The organism is Clostridium sp. AM28-20LB, assembly GCF_003480665.1.
GTDB classification, from domain to species: Bacteria; Bacillota; Clostridia; order Lachnospirales; family Lachnospiraceae; genus Otoolea; species Otoolea fessa.
In genome coordinates, this window is record NZ_QUJN01000001.1 from 377,692 (window position 1) to 399,215 (window position 21,524).

At 51.5% G+C, this 21,524-nt stretch carries 17 protein-coding genes; all 17 read left to right on the forward strand.

The features are described 5' to 3' along the window. Window positions 1–7 precede the first annotated feature (7 nt). Window positions 8–1,297 (forward strand): sporulation protein YqfD, encoded by a 1,290-nt coding sequence (locus tag DW739_RS01700; RefSeq protein WP_182427922.1) that lies wholly within the window; start codon window positions 8–10, stop codon window positions 1,295–1,297. Beyond that, on the forward strand, window positions 1,272–2,306 hold the full coding sequence (locus tag DW739_RS01705) for a PhoH family protein (RefSeq protein ID WP_022359624.1): 1,035 nt from the start codon (window positions 1,272–1,274) through the stop codon (window positions 2,304–2,306). Before DW739_RS01700 ends, DW739_RS01705 begins: the two co-directional genes overlap by 26 nt. Next, window positions 2,303–2,800 (forward strand): rRNA maturation RNase YbeY, encoded by a 498-nt coding sequence (ybeY, locus tag DW739_RS01710; protein WP_118467641.1) that lies wholly within the window; start codon window positions 2,303–2,305, stop codon window positions 2,798–2,800. The genes DW739_RS01705 and ybeY overlap by 4 nt, the downstream gene beginning before the upstream one ends. 81 nt (window positions 2,801–2,881) lie before the next feature. Then, window positions 2,882–4,006: a DUF3048 domain-containing protein gene (locus DW739_RS01715; protein WP_118523400.1), complete on the forward strand. Its 1,125-nt coding sequence runs from the start codon at window positions 2,882–2,884 to the stop codon at window positions 4,004–4,006. Continuing rightward, window positions 3,987–5,798, forward strand: coding sequence for a polysaccharide biosynthesis protein (locus tag DW739_RS01720; RefSeq protein ID WP_227589503.1), 1,812 nt, complete (start codon window positions 3,987–3,989; stop codon window positions 5,796–5,798). Before DW739_RS01715 ends, DW739_RS01720 begins: the two co-directional genes overlap by 20 nt. Window positions 5,799–5,873: 75 nt before the next feature. Beyond that, on the forward strand, window positions 5,874–6,251 hold the full coding sequence (locus tag DW739_RS01725; protein ID WP_106999838.1) for a hypothetical protein: 378 nt from the start codon (window positions 5,874–5,876) through the stop codon (window positions 6,249–6,251). An 84-nt stretch (window positions 6,252–6,335) separates the two neighbouring features. After that, window positions 6,336–7,580 carry an NAD(P)/FAD-dependent oxidoreductase gene (locus DW739_RS01730; protein ID WP_118628854.1) on the forward strand — a complete coding sequence of 415 codons (1,245 nt, stop codon included), beginning with the start codon at window positions 6,336–6,338 and terminating at the stop codon, window positions 7,578–7,580. Then, window positions 7,577–9,217, forward strand: a complete 1,641-nt coding sequence (locus DW739_RS01735) for an FAD-dependent protein (RefSeq protein ID WP_118523338.1) — start codon at window positions 7,577–7,579, stop codon at window positions 9,215–9,217. Before DW739_RS01730 ends, DW739_RS01735 begins: the two co-directional genes overlap by 4 nt. Before the next feature lie 90 nt (window positions 9,218–9,307). Further along, window positions 9,308–9,535, forward strand: coding sequence for a DUF896 domain-containing protein (locus DW739_RS01740; protein WP_022359502.1), 228 nt, complete (start codon window positions 9,308–9,310; stop codon window positions 9,533–9,535). A gap of 16 nt (window positions 9,536–9,551) precedes the next feature. Continuing rightward, the gene (locus DW739_RS01745) at window positions 9,552–10,130 is read left to right on the forward strand and encodes a 5-formyltetrahydrofolate cyclo-ligase (protein WP_118637377.1); all 579 of its coding nucleotides are present in this window, start codon (window positions 9,552–9,554) and stop codon (window positions 10,128–10,130) included. Between the two features lie 355 nt (window positions 10,131–10,485). Beyond that, window positions 10,486–11,853, forward strand: a complete 1,368-nt coding sequence (gene miaB, locus DW739_RS01750; protein ID WP_333523587.1) for a tRNA (N6-isopentenyl adenosine(37)-C2)-methylthiotransferase MiaB — start codon at window positions 10,486–10,488, stop codon at window positions 11,851–11,853. A gap of 13 nt (window positions 11,854–11,866) precedes the next feature. Further along, window positions 11,867–13,144: a L,D-transpeptidase family protein gene (locus DW739_RS01755; RefSeq protein WP_106999843.1), complete on the forward strand. Its 1,278-nt coding sequence runs from the start codon at window positions 11,867–11,869 to the stop codon at window positions 13,142–13,144. A gap of 102 nt (window positions 13,145–13,246) precedes the next feature. Then, window positions 13,247–15,889, forward strand: a complete 2,643-nt coding sequence (gene mutS, locus DW739_RS01760; RefSeq protein ID WP_106999844.1) for a DNA mismatch repair protein MutS — start codon at window positions 13,247–13,249, stop codon at window positions 15,887–15,889. Window positions 15,890–15,921: 32 nt separating this feature from the next. After that, window positions 15,922–18,018, forward strand: coding sequence for a DNA mismatch repair endonuclease MutL (gene mutL, locus DW739_RS01765; RefSeq protein ID WP_118742527.1), 2,097 nt, complete (start codon window positions 15,922–15,924; stop codon window positions 18,016–18,018). A gap of 24 nt (window positions 18,019–18,042) precedes the next feature. Further along, window positions 18,043–19,026: a tRNA (adenosine(37)-N6)-dimethylallyltransferase MiaA gene (miaA, locus tag DW739_RS01770; RefSeq protein ID WP_118742528.1), complete on the forward strand. Its 984-nt coding sequence runs from the start codon at window positions 18,043–18,045 to the stop codon at window positions 19,024–19,026. An 805-nt stretch (window positions 19,027–19,831) separates the two neighbouring features. After that, window positions 19,832–21,130: a methionine gamma-lyase family protein gene (locus tag DW739_RS01775; RefSeq protein ID WP_117795348.1), complete on the forward strand. Its 1,299-nt coding sequence runs from the start codon at window positions 19,832–19,834 to the stop codon at window positions 21,128–21,130. Between the two features lie 135 nt (window positions 21,131–21,265). After that, on the forward strand, window positions 21,266–21,520 hold the full coding sequence (locus DW739_RS01780) for a DUF4321 domain-containing protein (RefSeq protein WP_106999848.1): 255 nt from the start codon (window positions 21,266–21,268) through the stop codon (window positions 21,518–21,520). The last annotated feature ends 4 nt before the right edge of the window (window positions 21,521–21,524 follow it).

Consider the following 21,524-nt stretch of genomic DNA (forward strand, 5'->3'; position numbering starts at 1 on the left):
AATGAGTATGGCGAAGGTAAGACACCTTCTACATGGGATAGTGCGGCTTAACATGCGCGGCACCTCCCCGGAGAGATTCCTGAATCTCTGTACGCTGGCAGGTTTAAATGTCTGGCAGGTAAAAAAAGAGCAGGAAAATCTGCTGTTTTATATGGAAATCCGCGATTTTAAGCGGTGTGCGCCACTGGCAAGAAAAGCGGGAGTCCGTCTGCATATCGTTGAAAAGCGTGGGCTGCCGGTGTTTCTCTGGCGGAACCGGAAACGGAAAGGGTGGGCGGTCAGCTTCGTTCTTTTTTTTCTGTTATTATTGTTTCTGGCACAATTTGTCTGGGAGATCGACTGGAGCGGAAACCGGCGTTATACCGAAAGTGAGCTGAATCATTACCTCCAGACACTGCAGATTGAAGAGGGAATTCCCAAGAAGCGGATTTCCTGTGCGAGGCTGGAGGAAGAACTGCGGGAGTCATTTGAAGATATCACCTGGGTGTCGGTGCGCCTGCATGGGACGCGCCTTTTCATCCGCCTGCGGGAGAGCGAGGTTCCGGTCTGTCAGGAAGTGGAGTCCGGCGAGGCGTGCGATCTGGCGGCGGTATCAGACGCGCGGATCACGTCGGTAGTCGTCCGGAGCGGAATCCCGCTTGTGCAGGCGGGAGATACGGTGGAAAAGGGGCAGCTTCTGGTGTCGGGAACGGTGCCGATCACAGATGATGGAGGCGAAGAAATTTCCTCTTACCGGGTGCGGGCGGATGCGGATATATATGGGATCCGGGAGCGGGTCGGGAGAAAGGAGCTTCCGCTCTGGAGGGAAATGCGGACGGAAACGGGAAAGAAACGATACGGAATTGCTTTGGAAGCAGGGACACACACATTTTACTGGAAAATTCCAGAATTTTATGATATGATAGAACATACATTCGACATGGCGGAGCAGTGTGGCTTTTTCAGACGAAGCAGGCGGATGAAACCTGCCTGGACGATCCGGACGGAGTACCGGAAATTGCGGCTCCCGCTTGATTTTTATCTGCCGCTTTCTGTCGGGTGGAGTGAGTACCGGGAGACGTCTGTCTGCGAAAAAAGGTATACAGAACCAGAGCTTGCGGCGCTGTCAGCGGCATTTCAAAAGGAGACGGAAGAAAAATTGTGCGAAAAAGGTGTACATATTATGGCAAGTGATGGTAGAATACTAATAAATGGCGGAGTCTGCCATTTTGAGGTACGGCTTCAGACGGAGGAGCCGATTCAAGTTGTGACACAAGGAGAACAGCAAAGGAATGAGCATAATAGAGACAATGATTGATATTCCGATGGAACATGAGCGGAATGTATGCGGACAGTTTGACGCGTATCTGAAAAAGATTGAGCGGACGCTGCACGTGACGATGATCACACGCGACGGCGCGCTGAAAATCATCGGTCCGGAGCAGACGATCCGGCAGGCGAAGAGTGTGTTCAACAATCTGTTAGAGCTTTCCAAGCGCGGCAATACCATTACCGAGCAGAATGTTGATTACGCCCTGTCGCTGTCCTTCACGGAGAAGGACGATCAGATTCTCGAGATCGATAAGGATATCATCTGCCGGACGATCACGGGTAAGCCGGTCAAACCGAAGACGATGGGACAGAAACAGTACGTGGACCTGATCCGCAAGAAGATGATTGTATTTGGCATCGGTCCGGCGGGTACCGGAAAAACGTATCTGGCGATGTCGATGGCGATACAGGCATTTAAGAGTGGCGAGGTAAGCCGGATCATCCTGACGCGTCCGGCGATCGAGGCGGGGGAAAAACTGGGTTTTCTGCCGGGCGATCTGCAGAGCAAGATCGATCCGTACCTGCGTCCGCTTTACGATGCGCTGTATCAGATTATGGGGGCAGAAAGTTACCTGCACAATTCTGAGAAGGGCTTGATTGAGGTGGCGCCGCTTGCGTACATGCGTGGTCGTACCCTGGATAATGCGTTCATCATTCTCGATGAGGCGCAGAATACGACCCCGGCACAGATGAAGATGTTCCTGACACGTATCGGCTTTGGTTCTAAGGTAATCGTGACGGGCGACCAGTCGCAAAAGGATCTGCCTGCCGGAGCTGCGTCCGGACTGGATACGGCGATTCATGTACTCAAGAAAATTGACGATATCGGCTTCTGCTATCTGACCAGCAGCGACGTAGTCCGCCATCCGCTGGTACAGAAGATCGTAGAGGCATACGATGCGTATGAGAAAAAAGATGCGGATGCGTCCCGCGGTTTCCGGAGAAATAGTTCCGGGACGCGTGACCGGAAAGATGGAGGAAGAAAGAACAGATGACAATCCAGATCGAATATGAAGCAGAGCGGGAGTGGAAGGTAGATTACCGTCCGATCATCGAGGAGATCGTGGTTGCGGCACTCGATTATGAAAAATGCCCGTATGAGGCGGAGGTCAATGTAGTCCTGACAAATGATGAGGAGATTCATCGTATTAATAAGGAATTCCGAGGAATCGACCGGGCAACCGACGTCCTCTCTTTTCCGATGGGGGATTACGATGTGCCGTCCGATTTTGAACGGTTGGAAGAGCAGTCAGAGGACTATTTTAACCCGGAGACGGGCGAACTTCTTCTGGGCGATATCGTGATCTCGATCGACAAGGTTGACGAGCAGGCGGAGAAATATGGTCATTCTAAGGAGCGCGAGCTGGCGTTCCTGGTGGCACACAGTATGCTGCACCTGTGCGGTTACGATCATATGGAAGATGACGAACGCCTTGTGATGGAGAAAAAACAGGAGGAAATCCTGGCTGGCAAGGGATATACACGCTAAAAGCAGGAAAAAGAACCGGAGGGTAAGTGGAGAGCCCATCTGGGAAAAGAGGCACATGGGGATGTGATGGGGAAGTACGGAATGAAAAAAAACAGTTGGAAAATAAGGGCACTGGCACTGACTCTGGCGGCAGTCTGCTGGCTGTCAGGCTGTTCGGCTCACAAAGAAATATCGGTAACGGCAGCAGAGACACAGGAGGAGACACGCGAGCTGTCCTTAAATACAGAGACGGAGGTCGAAACGCAGCCGGAAGCAGAGTCGGAGGAACGCTGCGAAAAAGACGGGAAGATACAGAGTTATCTGACCGGGGAATGGACCGATGTCGCAAAGGCGAACCGCCGTCCGCTTGCAATCATGATGAGCAATGACAAGGCGGCGCTTCCGCAGTATGGCATCAACCATGCCGGAGTGGTCTATGAGGCACCGGTGGAAGGCAGCATGAACCGATATATGGCACTGATAGAGGACTATGACGATTTGGACCGGATCGGTTCCGTCCGGAGCTGCCGCCCATACTATACTTTTTTTGCAAGGGAATTTGAGGCAGTCTATGCACATTATGGGCAGAATACGTTTGCACTTCCGTATCTGGAGCAGATGGAACATTTAGACGGAATCAAAGGTAATGGGGTATCTGCGTATTTTCGGACCAAGGATCGGAAGACCCCGCACAATGCCTATGCATCGGGACCAAAGCTGCGCCAGGCGATCGAGGCGAGCGGTTATGCGGATGCGTATCCGGAGAGCTATGAGGGGCATTATACTTTTGCGCCGGAGAGTGCGCCGGTGTGCTTTGAGGATGGTATCGCAGCGGCCAAAGTAGTGCCAGGTTATCAGTTAAGCAATCCCTGGTTTGAGTATCACCCGGAGGACGGGCTGTACTACCGGTATCAGTATGGCGGTCCGCATATGGGAGATGAAGGACAGATAGCGGTTAAAAATATTATTTTCCAATACTGTTTGTGGAAATATTATAAACCGACGGAATATCTGGATATTGATGTCCATACACCGGCGACGGGGTATTATTTTACAAATGGACACGGCATTCTGATTCGTTGGGAAAAAGACGGCGCTTACGGCGTCACAAAGTATTACGATATGGACGGTCAGGAAATCAAGCTGAATCCGGGCAAGACCTGGGTCTGCATCCTTCCGAATGACCGTATGGATAAGGCGGAATTCTATGGAGAACAGACGGAGTAGAAGAAAACCCGGAATGCGGGAAGAGACAGAAAGAGAGATAATCAGCCGGCAGCGCACGGCAGGACGTAGAGAAGAAGCAGCCGGAGGCAGCCGGGAAAGTGCGGGCAGAAGCCGTAACCGGTCAGGAAGCAGCCGGAAGCCGGAAGCGGTTCCGGTGAGGAAAGAAAATTTTGTCATTCAGGGTACGATCCTGGCAGTTGCCGGTATCATTGTGCGTCTGATCGGTATTCTGTACCGCGTTCCGATGACGAATATCATCGGCGATGAGGGCATGGGATATTATTCGACGGCATTCAACGTATATAATATCATGCTGATCCTTTCATCGTACAGTCTGCCTCTGGCGGTGTCGAAGATGGTAGCGGCCCGCCTTGCGAAAGGGCAGTACCGCAATATGAACCGTGTTCTGCGGGCGGCGCTTGTCTATGCGACGGTCGTAGGTGGTCTGGCATGCTTTATTACCTGGAATTTTGCAGGCTTTTTTGCAACGACCTTGTTTAACACGCCGTTCTGCGTGTATGCACTCCGCACACTTGCGCCAACGATCTGGATCATGGCGTATCTGGGCGTGCTGCGCGGTTATTTCCAGGGACATGGAACGATGATTCCTACGGCGATCTCCCAGATCCTGGAGCAGGTGGTCAACGCGATTATCAGTGTGGTGGCCGCCAGCGTCCTTTTCAAGGTGGGACTGGATACAGCGAAAGTATATGGAAAAGATGGATATGCACAGGCATTTGGCGCGGCAGGCGGTACGATCGGCACAGGAAGCGGCGCGTTTGCAGCCCTGTTATTTGTGCTGGTATTGTTTTTACTCTACCGTCCGACGGCAAAACGGCGGATTGCCAAGGATCGGAGCGGTAGTGTGGATTCCTACCGTCAGATTTCGAGAATCTTCTTCTTTACCGTTATTCCGGTTATCGTAAGCTCGGGTGTTTACAATATTAACTCGGTTATTGACAACGGTATCATGGCGCACGGCATGGAGTCGCTGGGACGCGGCAAAGAGTTTTTAGCCCTCTGGGGTATCTACAACAACAAATATATGCTGCTGGTACACGTCCCACTTGCGATGGCGAACTCACTGTCCTCGTCGCTGATTCCTTCGCTGTCCGGTGCAATAGCGCGTAAGGATCGAAAGGCGGCGATTGAGAAGACAGCCCTTGCGATCCGGTTTGCTATGCTGATTGCGATTCCGTCGGCGGTGGGGCTGACGGTACTTTCAGCGCCGGTCAATAACCTGTTATTCCGGGGCGGCAACAATGCGGAAGCGATCCGTATGATGATGATTGGCGCTTCAGCCGTTATCTTCCTGTCGCTTTCGACGGTTACCAATGCAATCTTACAGGGACTGAACCGGATGAATGTTCCGGTGAGGAACGCCTTGATTTCGTTGGCATTACACGTGATTGCGCTGTATATTATGCTGATGATCTTCAATATGGGTATCTATAGTATGGTATTTGCAAGTATTTTATTTGCGCTCTTTATGTGTATTTTAAATGCGATCGCGATCCGCAACACACTCGGTTACCGCCAGGAGATGGTCAAGACCTTCCTGTTGCCGGCGATCAGCGCAGCATTTATGGGCGCGGCGGCATATGGCGTGTACCGTGGGGTTACGCTGGTGATCCACAGCAATGTGCTGGGAACGCTGCTGGCGGTGCTTGTGGCGGTCGCGGTATATGGCGTGCTTCTTATCAAGCTGCACTGTATCGAGGAAGATGAGATGTATTCGATGCCGATGGGACGGAAACTCACACGCATCTGCCGGAAGCTGCATCTGATGTAGGGTTAGAAATTTAGTTATGATTAAAATTTAGAAAAAAGTGAATAATAAGGATACACAACAGGAGGTATCCTTATTATGAGAAAATATCAGGGAATACTGTTTGCGGCGCTTTTTTGTTTTGCAATGCTTCTGCTTCTGGCGGCAGGGCTCTGGTGGTACCGTCCACGGCGGGCGGAACCGGTACCGGGGCGCGTGTATGAGTCAGAGCGGATGCCGGAGAATAATGCGGTTCTGAACCCGGAACCGGAAGTGGCGGAGAAACAATCCGGCTATTGTCTGACGGCGGAGGATGGGATGCTGCTTATCTTTGACGGAACAAGCGGCGAAGTCTGTTTCCAGACCCATATGCCGCTCTCAGAATTTTCCGTGGAAGAACAGGAAAAACTGCTGGAAGGAGTCTGGTTCGACACAATGACGGATGTGTTTCACTATCTGGAGTCTTTCAGCAGTTAGATGTGATTATAATACAGTCAAAAAACAAAGAAGAAAGTCCGCGTATGAACGGTACGAAGTAAGCGGTCAGGAAGGGAAATAGGGATGAGTCAGAATAAAGTAATCATAGTGGGAGCGGGAGCAGCCGGAATGACGGCTGCCATTTTTGCTGCCAGGGAGGGCGCTCAGGTGGTTCTGCTGGAACATAAAGACCGGGTCGGCAAGAAGATTCTGTCTACCGGCAATGGACGCTGTAACCTTTCAAACCGTTTGCAGGAGCCGTTCTGCTACCGCAGTGGTCAGCCGGATTTTCCATGGAAGGCGCTTGGGGCGTTTACGCTTCCGATGACACTGGAATATTTTGAGGATCTCGGCGTTTTGACGCGGGAACGGGACGGATATCTGTATCCATATTCCGGGCAGGCAAGCGCTGTTTTAGATGCACTCCGTCTGGGACTTGCGCGGGAGTCGGTTCAGGTGGTGACGGAATGTGAAGTTTTCTCGATCACGCCGCGCGAAGATGCGAAACACCGGTTTGAAGTGAAGACGTCCCAGGGGAGCTTTTCGGGCGAGGCGCTGATTCTGGCGTGCGGCAGCAAGGCGGCACCGGGTACAGGTTCGGATGGAAGCGGATATAAGCTGGCGAAACGGCTGGGACACCATATCATCAAGCCGCTTCCGGCACTGGTTCAGCTTCGTTGCCCGGAAAAGTTCTTTAAACAGCTCGCCGGAGTACGCGCGGATGCCTCTGTGATACTCTACAGCGATGGCAGAAAGCTGGCGGAGGACAAGGGCGAGGTGCAGCTTACGGATTATGGTATTTCGGGGATTCCGGTTTTCCAGGTCAGCCGCTTTGCGGCGCGCGCGCTCGATGAGGGACGGGATGTACGGGCGGTACTCAATTTTTATCCGGAATGCCCGGAAACGGAGACACGCCGGATATTAAAAGAGCGGAGTGAGCGCCTGAAAGAACGGCAGGTGGAGGACTTTTTTTCCGGCTGGATACATAAAAAACTGGCAGCTCTGTTTTTAAAACAGGCAGGAATCCGGCCAGATCGGACGGTTGGCAGCCTGACAGAGGCACAGATTCAGACGCTGGGGGATCTGCTCTGCCGGTTTGAGGTCAGCGTGAACGGTACAAATTCCTTTGAACAGGCACAGATCTGCTGCGGCGGCGTCGATGTGCGGGAGGTTGACGCACAGACGATGGAATCGAAGAAGGTAAAAGGGTTATATTTTGCCGGGGAGATTCTGGATGTCGATGGCATCTGCGGCGGTTATAATCTCCAGTGGGCGTGGAGCAGCGGTGCAGCAGCTGGAAAATGTGCTGGAAGGGAGTCAGATAAATGATACGAGTAAATCAGGTAAAACTGCCGGTCAGCCACAGTGAGGCGGATCTTCGCAAGAAAACTGCCAAAATGATGGGAGTATCGGCAGATCAGATACAGTCGGTGGAGCTGGTGCGCCAGTCTCTGGATGCGCGCAAAAAGCCAGATCTGTACTATTTATATGCATTAGATGTTGCAGTGGCAGGGAAAGAGGCGGCGATTGTCAAACGTGCGCGCAGTGTAAATGTGCAGATCCGAAAGGAAGAGGCGTACCGCCTGCCCGATCCGGGAATAGAGCCGCTTCGGGAACGACCGGTAATCGTGGGCTTTGGTCCGGCAGGTATGTTTTGTGGTCTGATGTTGGCGCGTGCCGGATATCGCCCGCTTATTCTGGAACGGGGGCTGGATGCGGACAGCCGTGCAAAGGCGGTTGCACGCTATTGGACAGATGGAACGCTGGATCCGGAGTGCAATGTGCAGTTCGGCGAGGGCGGTGCCGGTACGTTTTCAGATGGAAAGCTGAATACGCTGGTCAAGGATCCGTCTGGGCGGAATAAGGAAGTGCTAAAAATCTTGGCGCAGGCGGGCGCGGATCCGGCGATTACCTATGTGAACAAGCCGCACGTTGGAACGGATGTTCTGCGGACGGTGGTAAAGAATATTCGAAGTGAGATAGAGAGTCTGGGCGGTGAGGTACGGTTTGGCTGCCGTCTGGAGGACTTTGAGACACAGAATGGTCATTTGTGTTCCATCCGCGTCAGTGCCCGTAAAGGCACGTCGGAGGCAGGACGGACGGTGGAGGAGATTCCAGCATCGGCACTGGTGCTGGCGATCGGGCATAGCGCCCGCGATACGTTTGCGATGCTGGCAGAGAAACCGCTCGACATGCAGGCAAAGGCATTTGCGGTGGGACTGCGGATCCAGCACCCACAGACGCAGATCAACTTAAGCCAGTACGGACGGGAAGAAGCCGGGAATCTGGGGGCTGCCAGCTATAAGCTGACGGCACAGACCTCCGGAGGCAGGGGCGTGTATTCTTTCTGTATGTGTCCGGGCGGCTTTGTTGTGGATGCATCCTCAGAGCCGGGACGGCTGGCAATCAACGGCATGAGCAACCATGATCGTGCCGGTGCAAACGCAAACAGCGCCCTGATTGTGACCGTTACACCGGAGGATTTTCCACAGCCGGGCACACTTGGCGGCGTGACGTTCCAGCGTCAGCTGGAGGAAGCGGCATACCGCTGCGGCGGCGGAAAAATCCCGGTACAGCTTTATGGAGATTTCCGGGAAAACCGGATTTCAACGGGATTTGGAGCAGTGACACCACAGTTTGAAGGGCAGTTTGCATTTGGAAATCTGCGGGAGGTGCTGCCGGAAGCGCTTTCGGCAGCGATGTTAGAGGGAATGGAACATTTTGGACATGTGATTCATGGCTTTGACCGTGAGGATGCGGTTTTTGCCGGAGTAGAGAGCCGGACCTCCTCGCCGCTGCGGATTCCGCGTGACCACGCGACGATGGAGAGCAGCACGATCGCGGGTATCTACCCATGCGGCGAAGGCGCTGGATATGCGGGCGGCATTACCTCGGCGGCGATGGATGGGATGAAGACGGCAGAGGCAATTATCGCGAAGTATGCTATCCCCAAAATTAAATTGTGAGAGAGAATGGTTCAGCGGCTTTAGGCTTTATAGTAAGGATGTCTGCCTGTAGCTGCGAAGAAACAAGCATTATAAGAGGAGAAATGATAGATGAAACAGGAAAGAATTGACCGTATTAATACGTTATATCATAAGAGCCAGGCAGTTGGATTGACCGAAGAAGAGAAAAAAGAGCAGGCAGCGCTTCGGAAGGAGTACATTGAGTCAATCCGTGGAAATATGCGAGGACAGTTAAATTCGATACTGATTAAAGAGAAAGACGGTTCTATTACGGATCTGGGTAAGAAATACGGCGGCGTTACGGATACGAAGAATTAATTGAAGGGTAGAAGAGATGGTTATTCATTCATCTGGATCGCAGATATCAAAACAGGAGGTTCGCGCATATGTCCTTCAAAAACGCGGGACTCTGCTGCCAGAAGAAAAACAACGATGGGATGAGGCATTGTTAGAACGTCTCCACCCCTTCTTTCCATCAGCCGGGACGGCAGTGTATGCCTATACGAGTGTGCGCGGTGAGGCAAGTACGGAATATTTGATTGACGAGCTGTTAAAACGCGGCTGCCGGGTGGCGCTGCCGCGGGTGTTTGGGCGTGAGATGCGTTTTTTCTATGTCACAGATCGGTGTCAGCTTGTGACAGGGGCATATGGCATCCCGGAACCGGCGGACGGATGTCAGGAGGCAGATGCGCCGAAAGCGCTGGTGATCACGCCTGGCGTAGGGTTTTCCAAGGATGGAAACCGCATCGGTTATGGGGCGGGGTATTATGACCGCTTTTTTGCGGCAGAACCGGACCATATGGCGGTGGGGATCTGCTATGGATTCCAGTTGTTTCCGGCATTTGAAACCGAAAAGCACGATAAAAAAATGGCATATATTGTGACACCGGAGCAGACAATTAAAGTTTTGTAATGTCTGGCGCACTCGCGCGAAGCAGAAACATATCAAAGGCATACAGGAACAGAGCAGCCGTGTGGTAAACTCTGTTTTTGCTTCCAGATACATGAACCGGAATATTTTGTAAGAAACTGGAAAGGATTCTGGCAGGAATGGGACTTGCGAAAATGAGCGCCATATAGTAATATTATCTAATGTATGAAATATTAGGATTATTAGGATAATGAAAGAATAGTAAGGAGCAATACAATTTATGGATTTACATACAAACGATTCGTCCGAATCCGCAGCAGGCGTGTTTGTGTCTGACAAATGTCAGATTCCGGTGGGCGGTATACCGCAGCAGGAACCGGATCGCCAGCAGTATTATATGGCACTCTGCCGCCAGAAGGTACAGGAGATTTCGGACAAACTGGGGCGTCCGCTGACCTGCTTTATCTCGACGTTCGGGTGTCAGATGAATGCACACGATTCAGAAAAGCTTCTCGGTATTCTGCTGGAAGCAGGATTTGTGGAAGGAACCAGTGAGGAATCGGATTTCGTCCTCTACAATACATGTACAGTCCGTGAAAATGCGAACCTGCGCGTGTATGGACGTTTAGGGTATCTTCACAGTCTCAAGAAAAAGAATCCGCACATGATGATCGCACTCTGCGGCTGCATGATGCAGGAGCCGGAGGTTGTAGAGAAATTAAAGAAGAGCTACCGCTTTGTGGACTTGATTTTCGGCACACACAATGTATATAAACTGGCAGAGCTGCTGGAACAGCGCTTTGAGACGGGGAAGATGGTCATCGATATCTGGAAAGGAACTGATAAGATCGTTGAGGATCTGCCGTCGGAGCGCAAATATACATTTAAGTCTGGCGTTAATATCATGTTTGGCTGCAACAATTTCTGCAGCTATTGCATCGTCCCGTATGTGCGCGGACGCGAGCGCAGCCGTGCGCCGGAGGACATCATCCGTGAGATTGAAGAGCTGGTTAAGAACGGCGTCGTGGAGATCATGCTGTTAGGGCAGAATGTCAATTCCTACGGAAAGAACCTGGAATCTCCAATTACCTTTGCAGAACTTCTGCGCCGGGTAGAGCGGATTGAGGGGCTTAAACGGATCCGTTTCATGACCTCCCATCCGAAGGATCTGTCGGATGAGCTGATCGAAGTGATGGCATCTTCCAAGAAGATCTGCCGCCATCTGCATCTGCCGCTTCAGTCGGGCAGCAGCGAGATCCTAAAGAAGATGAACCGCCATTACACGAAGGAGCAGTATCTGGAACTGACAGAGCGCATCCGCAAGGCGGTACCGGATATTTCCCTGACGACGGATATCATCGTTGGATTTCCGGGAGAGACGGAGGAAGATTTCGAGGAGACACTGGAGGTTGTGCGGAAAGTCCGCTACGACAGTGCATTTACCTTTATTTATTCGAAGCGCACCGGAACTCCGGCGGCAGCGATGGAAAATCAGGTTCCAGAAGAAGTTGTCAAAGAACGTTTCGACCGTCTGCTCGCAGAGGTACAGGCGATTTCCGCACAGGTCTGTGGACGAGATGTCCATACGGTGCAGGAGGTTCTGGTGGAGGAACCGGACAGTCACGTGGAGGGACTGGTAACCGGACGTATGTCCAATAACACAATCGTTCATTTCCCAGGTGGAAAAGAGCTGATTGGTAAAATTGTTAAAGTATATCTGAAGGAATCCAAGGGATTTTACTATATGGGATCCCTGGTAGATTAAGGAGGATAAATTTATGAAAAAGCATTATAAAGGATTGACGGTTCTGCTGTCAGCCTTCATGCTGGCAGGAAGTGCTTCCGTCGCATATGCAGGACCGGCAGATGACATTGCAAACGGTACAGTCGGTATGCCAAACACCGGTTCGTCAACATCGGCAGAGCAGTTCAACCAGGGAACCGGGCAGCAGGATGAGAACACGGCACTTCATGTCGGCGTCAATTATCTGTATAATGCGGAAGGCGATATTTCTGCATTTGCGATGGATTTGAAAAACTTTGAGGGGATCGGCGGCGTGTCCTACCGTGCATATACCAACACAGGCGGTTATCTGTGGTGGTACCATGACGGCATCCAGACCGGTGTGGTTGGTTCTGGAAGCTGGGTAGAGGCGATCCAGATTCAGCTTTCCGGTCAGGCTGAGAAGATGTACGATGTTTATTATAGCGTTACATCCAGCGGTCAGGGCAAGATGGGATATGCGAAGAACGGCGAAGTGGCTGGTACCGTGGATATCGGCGAGAAGATCCTTTCGATTGAAGTCGTATTAGTTCCGAAGGGAAGCGCAGGTCCGCAGAGTGCAGCACCGCGCTACAAATCAGCTGCTTCCAGCAGACTGAGCGTAGCAGAAAATGCAACGGTTATGTTCAATGAGGACGGAAGCGTATATAACGGCTGGCTTTCCGATGACTTTGTACGTTATTATTTTGAAAATGGCTACGCAAAGACCGGCTGGCAGTATATCGATGGTTACAAGTTCTACTTTGACTCTTGCGGTCGTCTGGTTCAGGACGTAGACAGCCTGATTGGCAAGCAGTCTGATTATCTCCTGAAGGTAAATAAGACACTGAACTGCCTGACGGTTTATGCAAAAGACGGCAATAACGGATATATTATTCCGGTGAAAGCGATGCTGACCTCCGTCGGTGATGATACACCGATTGGAACTTTCAAGACACCGGAGAAATATCGCTGGAGACTGATGGTAAATGATACTTACACCCAGTATGCAACCCGTATCACACAGGGATTCCTGTTCCATTCGATTACATACGCAACCCCGAATGAGAATAACCTTCTGACCGTCGGCTATAATGGTCTGGGTGTTTCCCGTTCTTTAGGCTGTGTACGCCTGAACTGTAGAAACTCCAAGTGGGTATATGATAACTGCCATCTGGGAACGACTGTACAGGTATACGAGGATGCCAATGTAGCATCTCCATTTGATAAGCCGGAGCTGGTACCGATCTCCGATCAGCAGACCTGGGATCCGACGGATCCGAAATTCAACTAAAATAAAACGACAGCGGTCTGTCCGGTCTGGCATTCAGATGAGTGAAGTGCCGGAAAACGGGCGGATCGCGATGAAGAGAGGTAAATTGTGGCACTTTCACCAATGATGACTCATTATCTGGAGACGAAAAAACAGTATCCGGACTGTATTCTGTTTTATCGTCTTGGCGATTTCTATGAGATGTTTTTTGAGGATGCCCAGACTGTTTCGAAAGAATTGGAACTTACCCTGACTGGAAAAGACTGCGGACTGGAGGAACGCGCGCCTATGTGCGGCGTTCCTTATCATGCCGTAGAGGGTTATTTGAGCCGTCTCGTCCAGAAAGGATATAAGGTCGCCATCGCAGAGCAGATGGAGGATCCGAAACAGGCAAAGGGACTTGTGAAGCGGGAGGTAATCCGGGTGGTGACGCCGGGAACCCTGACAAATTCACAGGTTCTGGAGGAATCAAAAAACAATTACCTGATGGGAATTGTATACATAGACGGTGTATTCGGCGTTTCGACGGTTGATGTCAGCACGGGCGACTATCTTGTGACGGAGGTTCGCAACGAGCGCAGTCTGTTAGATGAAATTTATAAATTTTCGCCGTCGGAGCTTATCTGCAACGAGGCTTTTTACATGTCAGGAATCGATTTAGAGGACTTGAAAGTACGGTTAAACGCCGTGATCTCAGCACTTGAAAATCGGTTCTTTTCTGATGATTCCTGCCGGAGAATCCTGCGGGAACATTTTCATGTAGAGCACCTGGAAGCGTTGGGACTGGCAGACTATGAGACGGGCGCGATCGCGGCGGGTGCTGTCCTGCAGTATCTGTATGAGACGCAGAAAAATACACTGGAACACCTGACGCGCCTGACTGTCTATACGACCGGACAGTTTATGATGCTGGATACGTCCACGCGCCGGAACCTGGAGCTTACTGAGACGCTCCGGGAAAAGCAGAAGCGAGGAACACTTCTCTGGGTGCTTGATAAGACGAAAACGGCGATGGGCGCCCGTATGCTGCGGACACTTGTGGAGCAGCCGCTCATCAGCCGGGAGGAGATCCTGCGCCGCCAGAATGCGATCGAAGAGCTGAACATGAACTATATCAGCCGCGAGGAGCTGTGCGAATATCTGAATCCGATCTACGATCTCGAACGTCTGATCGGACGCATCAGTTACCGGACGGCAAATCCGCGCGATCTCATCGCGTTTGGCAATTCACTGGCGATGCTTCCGTATATCAAACAGATTTTGAAGGAGTTTTCAGGCGAGCTGCTTAAAAACCTGGAAGCCGCTCTGGATCCGCTGGCAGATTTGAAGGAACTGATTGACAAGGCGATCGTGGAAGAGCCGCCGATCACGGTGCGCGAGGGCGGCATCATCAAGGAAGGCTACCATGAGGAGGCAGACCGTCTGCGTCATGCAAAGACAGAAGGAAAAGACTGGCTGGCACAGTTAGAGCAGAGCGAGCGCGAAAAGACAGGCATCAAAAACCTGAAAGTCAAGTTCAATAAGGTATTTGGCTACTATTTTGAGGTGACTAATTCCTTTAAGGATCTGGTGCCGGATTATTTCATCCGTAAACAGACCCTGACAAACGCAGAGCGCTATACGACCGACCGGCTGAAAGAGCTGGAAGATATCATTCTCGGCGCCGAGGACAAGCTGGTTTCTCTGGAATATGATCTGTTCTGCCAGGTGCGCGACCAGATCGCGGGCGAGGTAAACCGGATTCAGAGTACCGCCCGTGCGATCGCGATGACGGATGTGCTGGCGTCTCTGTCGGTGGTGGCGACGCGTTACAATTACGTGAAACCTCATATCAACGAAAAGGGCATCATCCGCATCAAAAACGGACGTCATCCGGTCGTAGAGCGCATGATGGGCGGCGAGATGTTTGTCGCCAATGACACATATTTAGACAACGGAAAGAACCGGATTTCGATCATTACCGGTCCGAACATGGCTGGTAAGTCGACTTATATGCGTCAGACGGCGCTGATCACGCTGATGGCGCAGATCGGAAGCTTCGTCCCGGCGGATGAGGCGGATATCGGTCTCTGCGACCGTATTTTTACCCGTGTGGGCGCCTCGGATGATCTGGCATCCGGTCAGAGTACCTTCATGGTGGAGATGACCGAGGTTGCGAATATCCTGCGGAATGCGACGAAAAACAGCCTTCTGATTCTCGATGAGATCGGGCGCGGTACGAGTACCTTCGATGGCCTTTCGATCGCCTGGGCGGTTGTGGAGTATATTAGTAATACGAAGATTCTGGGTGCTAAGACGCTGTTTGCGACACATTACCATGAACTGACAGAGCTGGAAGGAACCTTAAGCGGTGTCAACAACTACTGTATCGCGGTCAAGGAACAGGGCGACGATATCGTCTTCCTGCGTAAAATCGTGAAGGGTGGCGCCGATAAGAGCTACGGCATCCAGGTGGCGAAGCTTGCAGGCGTTCCGGCTCCGGTCATCGATCGGGCAAAAGAACTGGTGGAAGAGTTGAGCGATGCCGACATTACAGCGCGTGCGAAAGAGATTGCAGAAAATGGTCCGGGAACCCAGACGCGCAAAAAGGTGGCAAAACCGGACGAGGTAGATCTGCAGCAGATGTCGATCTTTGACACGGTCAATGAGGACGATATCATCAAGGAGATCATGGAACTGGAAGTAAACCGGATGTCTCCGCTGGATGCGCTCAATACATTAGATAAGCTGCAGGCGAAGCTGAAAAACCGGTGGATGCACCAGTAAAAAAGAGTTTAGGAAGGATGTGGAGGAGATAGATGGCTGCGATTCAGGTCTTGGATTCCAATACAATCAATCAGATTGCAGCCGGCGAGGTCATTGAACGGCCGGCGTCGGTTGTCAAGGAGCTTTTGGAGAATGCGATCGATTCGAAGGCGACGGCGATCACGGTGGAGATTCAGGGCGGCGGTCTGCAGACGATCCGGGTGACGGATAACGGAAGCGGCATTGTGCGCGAGGAGATCCCACTGGCATTTAAGCGCCATGCGACCAGCAAGATCCGGACGGCGTCGGATTTGTTTCAGGTGGCATCGTTAGGGTTCCGCGGCGAGGCGCTGGCGTCGATCGCGTCGGTGGCGAAGGTGGAACTGATCACGAAAACAAACGATTCGATCAGCGGTTCCCGTTACCGCATCGAGGGCGGCGAGGAACTGGGACTGGAGGAGGTCGGTGCGCCGGAAGGTACGACCTTTATCGCCAGAGATCTGTTCTACAATACACCGGTACGCCGGAAGTTTTTAAAGACGCCGGCGACAGAAGGGTCTCATGTGGCAGATTTAGTCGAAAAGATTGCTCTGTCGCATCCGGAAATCTCCATCCGTTTCATCAATAACAACCAGAGCCGTCTCCATACCTCTGGAAATCATAACTTAAAAGATATAATTTATGCGGTCTTTGGACGCGAGATCACGGCAAACCTGATTGAGGTGGATGCCGGAGCTGATCCGATCCGGGTAGGCGGCTTCATCGGTAAGCCGCTGATCGCGCGCGGCAACCGCACGTATGAAAATTATTTCATCAACGGACGCTATATCAAGAGCAGTATCATCGGAAAGGCGATCGAGGACGCATATAAACCGTTCATGATGCAGCACAAGTATCCATTTACGATGCTGCAATTTACGATCGATCCGTCGTATATTGACGTCAACGTCCATCCGGCGAAGATGGAGATTCGTTTCAGAGACGGCGAACAGATCTACCGGATGGTCTACCATACGATCGCCATGGCACTCGCTAACCGGGAGCTGATTCCGGCGGTTTCGCTGGAGAATGAGAAGAATGCAGAGAAAGAGCTGAAGATTCCGGGGCTGGAAAAGGGAGTGCTGCCGGAGCTTCCAACCAGAAAGATGGAAGGCAGCCAGGGCAGCCGTCCGTCCTTAAAACCAGTCCGTTTCCATGAGGAACATCCGGAACCGTTTGAGACGAAACGTCTGGGGGCGTCGCAGGCAGAAATGATGTCGGTCTCGGAAGATATGCCGGGATATGGGGCTGAAAACGGCAGTGGATCAAATGCGGCTGTGTCAGGAACGAGGCGGTTTGATGAAGTGTTTGGAAGAACCGACACAACCGGCAGAGTTGAAAATGTTTCAATTAATACAGAGTCAGATCTGCCAGAGCCGGCCACGTCAGCGCCTTCCAGCGAATCCATCTCAGCTTCAGCGGGGCAAGCTGCATCTCCTGCATCTGTTTCAACGGGATCGACCCAGTCCGCCCCATCTGAAAAGCCCCGTCAGATGGATCTGTTTGAAGATAAACTCCTGACCAAACCGGCGCGTGCGAACCACCGCCTGATTGGACAGCTGTTTGACACATACTGGCTGGTGGAGTATCATGATAATCTGTACATCATTGATCAGCATGCGGCACATGAGAAAATCCTCTATGAGCGGACGATGGCATCCCTTCAAAAGAGGGAGTACACCTCCCAGATGATCGATCCGCCGATCATTTTGAGCCTCAACAGCAGTGAGCAGCTCAAATTAGAGCAGTATATGGAACATTTTACCTCGATCGGATTTGAGATTGAGCCGTTTGGCGGCAAGGAGTACGCGGTGCGTGCCGTTCCGGCGAACCTCTTTTCCGTCGCAAAACGCGAGCTTCTGATGGAGATGATCGACGATCTGGCGGAGGGCAATGGAAGCGGAACCCCGGATCTCATCAATGAGCGTGTGGCGACGATGTCGTGTAAGGCGGCGGTCAAGGGCAATCACACATTATCATTTGCCGAAGCGGACAAGCTGATCGATGAGCTTCTGGAACTCAAAAATCCGTATGCGTGCCCACATGGACGCCCAACGATCATATCGATGAGCAAATATGAGTTGGAGAAGAAATTCAAACGGATTGTATAACCCATTAAAAGGAGAGAAAGTCTTATGGGAAATCTGGAACAAGCGGCTGAAAAAAAGCCCCTGATTGTCCTGACCGGACCGACGGCAGTCGGAAAAACGGCGCTGTCCATTCAGCTTGCCAGGCGGATCGGCGGCGAGATCATCAGCGCGGATTCGATGCAGGTGTACCGCCACATGGATATTGGTACGGCAAAGATACGCCTGGAGGAGATGGACGGTGTGCCGCACCATCTGATCGATATTTTAGAGCCGACTGAGGATTTCAATGTCGTGCGGTTTCAGGCGCTTGCCCGCGCGGCGGCGGAAGATATTTACAGCCGCGGAAAAATTCCGATCGTGGCAGGTGGAACCGGCTTTTATATTCAGGCACTGCTCAATGATATTGATTTCACCCAGATCGACGAAAATACGCAGTTTCGGGAGGAGATGGAACGCCTGGCAGCCGAACAGGGGGCGGAAGTCCTGCATGAGCGCCTGCGGGCGGTCGATCCAGAATCGGCGGAGGCGATCCACGCAAACAATGTAAAACGTGTGATCCGCGCGCTGGAATATTATGAGCAGACGGGCGAGAAGATTTCTGCCCACAATGAGACGGAGCGGGCAAAGATTTCACCGTACCATTTCTTCTATTATGTATTAAATACCGATCGGACAGTTCTCTATGAGCGGATCGAGAAGCGGATCGATGAGATGATGGAAGAGGGACTGGTCGAGGAAGTGAGGCAGCTGCAGGCGATGGGCTGCAGGCGTGATTCAGTGGCGATGCAGGGACTTGGATATAAAGAAATTCTGGCATATTTAAATGGCGAAATGTCGTTGGAGACAGCGGTCAATATCCTGAAACGCGATACGCGCCATTTTGCGAAACGTCAGCTTACCTGGTTCCGGCGGGAACGCGACGTGCGTTTCTTATATTTGCCAGAATTTGATAATGACCGGGAACGCGTGCTGGAACATATTCTGCAGGAATTAGCGGCGGAAGCGGGTATTATGGAGTGTGATTTATAAGATGGATGGAACACTCTAAATTATAAGTTGTAAAAATCAAGAAAAGTTAAAGAAACAAAAAAAGAATTATAGAATAACCGTAACTGTTCAGTAGGTCTGCGCATTTACTGCGCTGACCGTACGAAAACATGGGTCAGCAGGCAAAAATCCCATTGCCGTAGGCAATTTTTAATGGATTTTTGCGCGTGACTGTGAAGGTACTGAACAGTTACGAATAACCGTAACTGTTCAGTAGGTCTGCGCATTTACTGCGCTGACCGTACGAAAACATGGGTCAGCAGGCAAAAATCCCATTGCCGTAGGCAATTTTTAATGGATTTTTGCGCGTGACTGTGAAGGTACTGAACAGTTACGAATAACCGTAACTGTTCAGTAGGTCTGCGCATTTACTGCGCTGACCGTACGAAAACATGGGTCAGCAGGCAAAAATCCCATTGCCGTAGGCAATTTTTAATGGATTTTTGCGCGTGACTGTGAAGGTACTGAACAGTTACGAATAACCGTAACTGTTCAGTAGGTCTGCGCATTTACTGCGCTGACCGTACGAAAACATGGGTCAGCAGGCAAAAATCCCATTGCCGTAGGCAATTTTTAATGGATTTTTGCGCGTGACTGTGAAGGTACTGAACAGTTACGAATAACCGTAACTGTTCAGTAGGTCTGCGCATTTACTGCGCTGACCGTACGAAAACATGGGTCAGCAGGCAAAAATCCCATTGCCGTAGGCAATTTTTAATGGATTTTTGCGCGTGACTGTGAAGGTACTGAACAGTTACGAATAACCGACAACAGGAAAGGAACCACCATGGAGTTAGAGAAAATGTATGGCGACCTCGGCATTTCGAAAGAAGTGCTTGAATATGGAGCCAGAATCGAAGCGGCTCTGGAAGACCGTTTCACAGAGATCGATGGCAATGCAGAGTACAATCAGTTAAAGGTAATCGCTGCGATGCAGAAAAACCGCGTCAGCGATATTCATTTTTCCGGTACAACCGGATATGGTTACAACGACCTTGGACGTGAGACGCTGGAACAGGTATATGCGGATGTATTCCACACTGAGGACGCGCTGGTGCGCCCGCAGATCGTGTGCGGAACGCACGCGCTCTACACGGCATTAGCCGGAAACCTGCGCCCGGGCGACGAGCTGCTTTCGCCAGTGGGAAAACCGTATGATACTCTGGAGGAAGTGATCGGCATCCGCGAGTCCAACGGTTCCCTGCGGGAGTACGGCATTTCATACCGTCAGGTTGACCTGCTGCCGGACGGAACCTTCGATTACGACGGCATCCGCGCGGCGATCAACGAGAAGACAAAACTGGTAACCATCCAGCGTTCCAAGGGATACGCATCCCGTCCAACCCTCTCGGCAGAGCAGATCGGTGAACTGATTGCATTTGTTAAATCCATCAAACCGGAAGTGATCTGTATGGTAGACAACTGCTATGGCGAATTCGTTGAGCGGATCGAACCGAGCGATCTCGGTGCGGACATGGTAGTCGGTTCCCTGATTAAAAACCCGGGCGGCGGACTGGCGCCGATCGGCGGCTATATCGCCGGAACCAGACAGTGCATCGAAAATGCAGCGTACCGCCTTGGTTCTCCGGGACTCGGACGGGAGGTCGGCGCGAGTCTTGGCGTCAATCAGTCCTTCTTCCAGGGACTTTTCCTGGCACCGACCGTTGTATCCGGCGCATTAAAGGGAGCTATCTTTGCGGCAAATGTCTATGAGCGCCTGGGCTTTGATGTGGTTCCGAACAGCACGGAGCCGCGCTATGATATCATTCAGGCGATCACGTTTGGAAAACCGGAGGGTGTTATTGCGTTCTGCCAGGGCATTCAGGCGGCGGCGCCGGTTGACAGCTATGTATCGCCGGAACCGTGGGATATGCCGGGGTATGATTCCCAGGTTATCATGGCAGCCGGTGCCTTTATCCAGGGTTCCTCGATCGAGCTTTCCGCGGATGGTCCGATCAAACCGCCGTACAGCGTCTTCTTCCAGGGCGGACTGACCTGGTACCATGCGAAGTTAGGCATTTTAATGTCCCTGCAGAAGCTTCTGGATGCGGGCATAGTAAAACCTGAGCAGCTCAAAATCGACTAGAAATGACGTTTTTTGAATGATTTTGTAATTAATTTTAAGAAAACTTTAAAAAAAAATCTGCCGGACTGTCTATACACATTCCGGCAGTTTGTGCTAAGATAATAAAGATTATAGAAAGGGACGGTATTCGGTATCATGAATCGAGCAAAAAATTTCTGGATTCTTCTGCTGCTCCTGATGACAGGGATTGTGTTAGGTGGATTTATCGGAAATATGGCATCCGGCGTCAGGGGACTGTCGTGGCTGAATTACGGACAATCCTTCGGTCTGATGGACCCGGTTGTTCTTGATTTAGGAATCCTGGTTATCACGTTTGGTCTGTCAATCCGGGTGACGATGGCGAGCATCATCGGCGTTGTCATTGCACTGATCGCATATCGTCTGATTTAATCAA

What these genes read in the sequence shown, in the direction of transcription:
- DW739_RS01700 (WP_182427922.1), top strand. Translation starts at nt 8, where the DNA reads ATGGCGAAGGTAAGACACCTTCTACATGGGATAGTGCGGCTTAACATG.
- DW739_RS01705 (WP_022359624.1), top strand. Translation starts at nt 1,272, where the DNA reads ATGAGCATAATAGAGACAATGATTGATATTCCGATGGAACATGAGCGG.
- ybeY (WP_118467641.1), top strand. Translation starts at nt 2,303, where the DNA reads ATGACAATCCAGATCGAATATGAAGCAGAGCGGGAGTGGAAGGTAGAT.
- DW739_RS01715 (WP_118523400.1), top strand. Translation starts at nt 2,882, where the DNA reads ATGAAAAAAAACAGTTGGAAAATAAGGGCACTGGCACTGACTCTGGCG.
- DW739_RS01720 (WP_227589503.1), top strand. Translation starts at nt 3,987, where the DNA reads ATGGAGAACAGACGGAGTAGAAGAAAACCCGGAATGCGGGAAGAGACA.
- DW739_RS01725 (WP_106999838.1), top strand. Translation starts at nt 5,874, where the DNA reads ATGAGAAAATATCAGGGAATACTGTTTGCGGCGCTTTTTTGTTTTGCA.
- DW739_RS01730 (WP_118628854.1), top strand. Translation starts at nt 6,336, where the DNA reads ATGAGTCAGAATAAAGTAATCATAGTGGGAGCGGGAGCAGCCGGAATG.
- DW739_RS01735 (WP_118523338.1), top strand. Translation starts at nt 7,577, where the DNA reads ATGATACGAGTAAATCAGGTAAAACTGCCGGTCAGCCACAGTGAGGCG.
- DW739_RS01740 (WP_022359502.1), top strand. Translation starts at nt 9,308, where the DNA reads ATGAAACAGGAAAGAATTGACCGTATTAATACGTTATATCATAAGAGC.
- DW739_RS01745 (WP_118637377.1), top strand. Translation starts at nt 9,552, where the DNA reads ATGGTTATTCATTCATCTGGATCGCAGATATCAAAACAGGAGGTTCGC.
- miaB (WP_333523587.1), top strand. Translation starts at nt 10,486, where the DNA reads ATGGCACTCTGCCGCCAGAAGGTACAGGAGATTTCGGACAAACTGGGG.
- DW739_RS01755 (WP_106999843.1), top strand. Translation starts at nt 11,867, where the DNA reads ATGAAAAAGCATTATAAAGGATTGACGGTTCTGCTGTCAGCCTTCATG.
- mutS (WP_106999844.1), top strand. Translation starts at nt 13,247, where the DNA reads ATGATGACTCATTATCTGGAGACGAAAAAACAGTATCCGGACTGTATT.
- mutL (WP_118742527.1), top strand. Translation starts at nt 15,922, where the DNA reads ATGGCTGCGATTCAGGTCTTGGATTCCAATACAATCAATCAGATTGCA.
- miaA (WP_118742528.1), top strand. Translation starts at nt 18,043, where the DNA reads ATGGGAAATCTGGAACAAGCGGCTGAAAAAAAGCCCCTGATTGTCCTG.
- DW739_RS01775 (WP_117795348.1), top strand. Translation starts at nt 19,832, where the DNA reads ATGGAGTTAGAGAAAATGTATGGCGACCTCGGCATTTCGAAAGAAGTG.
- DW739_RS01780 (WP_106999848.1), top strand. Translation starts at nt 21,266, where the DNA reads ATGAATCGAGCAAAAAATTTCTGGATTCTTCTGCTGCTCCTGATGACA.